We start from the raw sequence: 2,584 nt of genomic DNA on the forward strand, positions 1-2,584 counted from the left end.
GTTGACAAATATGAAACAGATAAAATAAACTGTTTAAGGATTGCAGATGATTCCTAGACGGTTTCTTATCATTGCGTAGCATTGCAAAGGTTTTGCAATGCCATTGCAAAAAAAAACCCGCTTCTTTGCAGAAGCGGGTAGATTGATAAATTATTTTATCTTCATTAATATAACTTGAAAATTAGCAAAACTGAATGATTATAACTTATATCTTTTAAGTGATAAATTTAATGCAAAAAAGCAACACCTAACTAAAAAAAGTCAGGTGTTGCTTTTTAATAATAAAGAATTATTAGATTGTTTATTCTATTCAGAAGTACAATTTATTATTTCTTGTTTGAAACTCGCTAAATTAATAGTGTAATATGATGTAAAAATTAACACCCAACCGATAAATACTAATAATAAACTTGAGAAATCTTTATTTGAAAATTCTAGATATTGACAAAAAAAACCAAAAAACAACATAGCAACAAAATTATAAATGATAGCGTTTTTTAAACTCATTGTAATTCCTCCTGTTAAAAAATTCCAACTTACTAGTTGATCAGTAATGATTACTTTTTGAGAATTAGATAAATCAATTATTACCTTTTGAGAAAGGTTAAGATTTGTTGTGATAATTTTATCCTTTACTGTATATGCATAGTCATATTTTTCTAGAAATATTATTACATTGTTAGATTCCATAAATATTATTTTTTTATTTTATTATAAGGCTTCATTAACAAAAAGTGAAGTTGCACAACCCGCAATTATCGAAAGAGGACCACTATATACAAACATAAGTGCTCCCATTCCGTCAGCAATAATTGCTTGAGATCCTGGTCTGGCAGTTAGTTTATGAGAATTGTGTGAACTCCAATATTGTTTTGAACTTTCTAATACATTTTCAAATATAATTAAACTATTTTGTTCACTTGTATCTAAAGTGTTTTCTTTTCTAAATTTCTGAATTTCGAGCATATATTGTTCGTGACTCATCTCTTCTTTTAATATTTTATCAACTAGACCACCTATTTTTGGTGATAATTTATTATTAAGATATAGCTCTTCTTTTTTTGAATTCCAAAAGGAAACTATATTAAATTTCTGAATATCAGTATTCTTAAAAGCATTTTTAACATCACTAATGTCTACATTGCTAAACTCTTTAGGGTATTTATTCTCTAATTGTGTAGTTATTTTTTGAATTATTACATCTGTATTTGTTTCTCTAAAACCATTTTGACTTTTGTAGTATAATGATAGACCTTCATTATGAAAAAAACCATAATCCGTTAATTCAATTTTGTTCTTTTCTTCAATTTGTTTTACAATTTGTTCATCTTTAGCACAGGAAATAAAAACAGAATTTGTAACTGTTAATAATAAGATAGAATAGATAATTTTTTTCATTTTACATTGATTATATATTAATAATTTCTCAAAAGTAGACATTGTAATATCTCAAACCAATACCCACTTTTAGTGATTTTGTAAAAAACGTACTATCTTTTACATGAAACAGAGTGGGAATTCCGAAAATTTAACTTACTCTACAAAAACCACAGCTAAGATTATTATCAGTAACTAAACGAGGTTGTAAAATAAAAAGCATCCTTAATAATAATTCTAAGAATGCTTTTTTTGCTAGTGTATATTACCTAATAAGTTATTTTGATTGAAAATCGATTTTAAGGCGGTTTCTTATTAAAAAGGTGTATTTATCTTTCCTGCCGTCCAATATCTTATTAAAAAGCTTTATTTTAATTTCTTCATCTTTTAAGTACTTAGAAAGTTTATTAGCAGAGGTTAATTTTGTGTTTTTAAGTTGATTTTCTTTCGGGTTCTCCAGTACACGTATAATAAAATTACGATTAATTAAAGCGTTGGTTGGATTGTCTGATTTCTTTGCTGTTGGCTTCATAATTCTTTTTCTATTGATAATATTACATATCCATCTTGCAATCCTAAATTAGTATCATCAAAAACATTTGTTATTGTTCTCTCATATTTCCAATTTGAAGAACCTTCCCATTCTATTACCGTAAATTGAATGGTATCACCAACTTTAAAATCTCTGTCATTCTTTCTTAGTTCCCAATTATTTTTACCGATGAAATGAAGCTTTGCAAACTCATATTCAATTTTTAAGTCATGTATCATATTTTAGTTTTTTGGAGTTCATTTAATAAAAATTTTTCACGAATTAAATCATCTTTGTATTCACGTAATTGCATTTTCAATTCATCGGAAAGAATGTAGCCGTCAGGTTTTCCATTTCTGTTTATAAAAATAATCACTTCCTCAGTGGATATGTTTTTTGCAAATAACAAAGCACCTGCCGTAACATTTTCACGTGTTTTTTTTAATACTTCATAGATTTCTTTTCGAATATAATCTGGTGTAAATTGGCTGATATACAACTTCTGTAATTGTGCTTTGTTTCTAATATAGTTTAAGGTTTTAAGATTCATAAATAAATAGCATTGGTCGTTAATGATGTGATTTATCTGGTCATTTTTTGAATTAATAATTTTATTTTTCCTTTTTCAAGAAATTACTTAATTCGTGTATTTTTTTGGATGCTGATTTAAAAAAA

General features: G+C 26.4%; 5 protein-coding genes. All 5 read right to left on the bottom strand.

Annotation, left to right across the window (positions count from 1 at the left end):
- Positions 1 to 306: 306 nt before the first annotated feature.
- A complete protein-coding gene (locus tag OIU80_RS20750) occupies positions 307 to 690 on the bottom strand; it encodes a hypothetical protein (RefSeq protein WP_264288870.1) in 384 nt (127 codons plus the stop codon).
- A gap of 21 nt (positions 691 to 711) precedes the next feature.
- Positions 712 to 1,398, bottom strand: a complete 687-nt coding sequence (locus OIU80_RS20755) for a hypothetical protein (protein WP_264288871.1) — start codon at positions 1,396 to 1,398, stop codon at positions 712 to 714.
- A 256-nt stretch (positions 1,399 to 1,654) separates the two neighbouring features.
- On the bottom strand, positions 1,655 to 1,909 hold the full coding sequence (locus OIU80_RS20760; protein WP_264288872.1) for a hypothetical protein: 255 nt from the start codon (positions 1,907 to 1,909) through the stop codon (positions 1,655 to 1,657).
- Positions 1,906 to 2,148, bottom strand: a complete 243-nt coding sequence (locus OIU80_RS20765; RefSeq protein WP_264288873.1) for a DUF3850 domain-containing protein — start codon at positions 2,146 to 2,148, stop codon at positions 1,906 to 1,908. The genes OIU80_RS20760 and OIU80_RS20765 overlap by 4 nt, the downstream gene beginning before the upstream one ends.
- A complete protein-coding gene (locus OIU80_RS20770; protein WP_264288874.1) occupies positions 2,145 to 2,459 on the bottom strand; it encodes a hypothetical protein in 315 nt (104 codons plus the stop codon). Before OIU80_RS20770 ends, OIU80_RS20765 begins: the two co-directional genes overlap by 4 nt.
- Between the last annotated feature and the right edge of the window lie 125 nt (positions 2,460 to 2,584).

Origin of the sequence: Flavobacterium frigoritolerans, assembly GCF_025847275.1 — a bacterium.
Taxonomy (GTDB): Bacteria; Bacteroidota; Bacteroidia; order Flavobacteriales; family Flavobacteriaceae; genus Flavobacterium; species Flavobacterium frigoritolerans.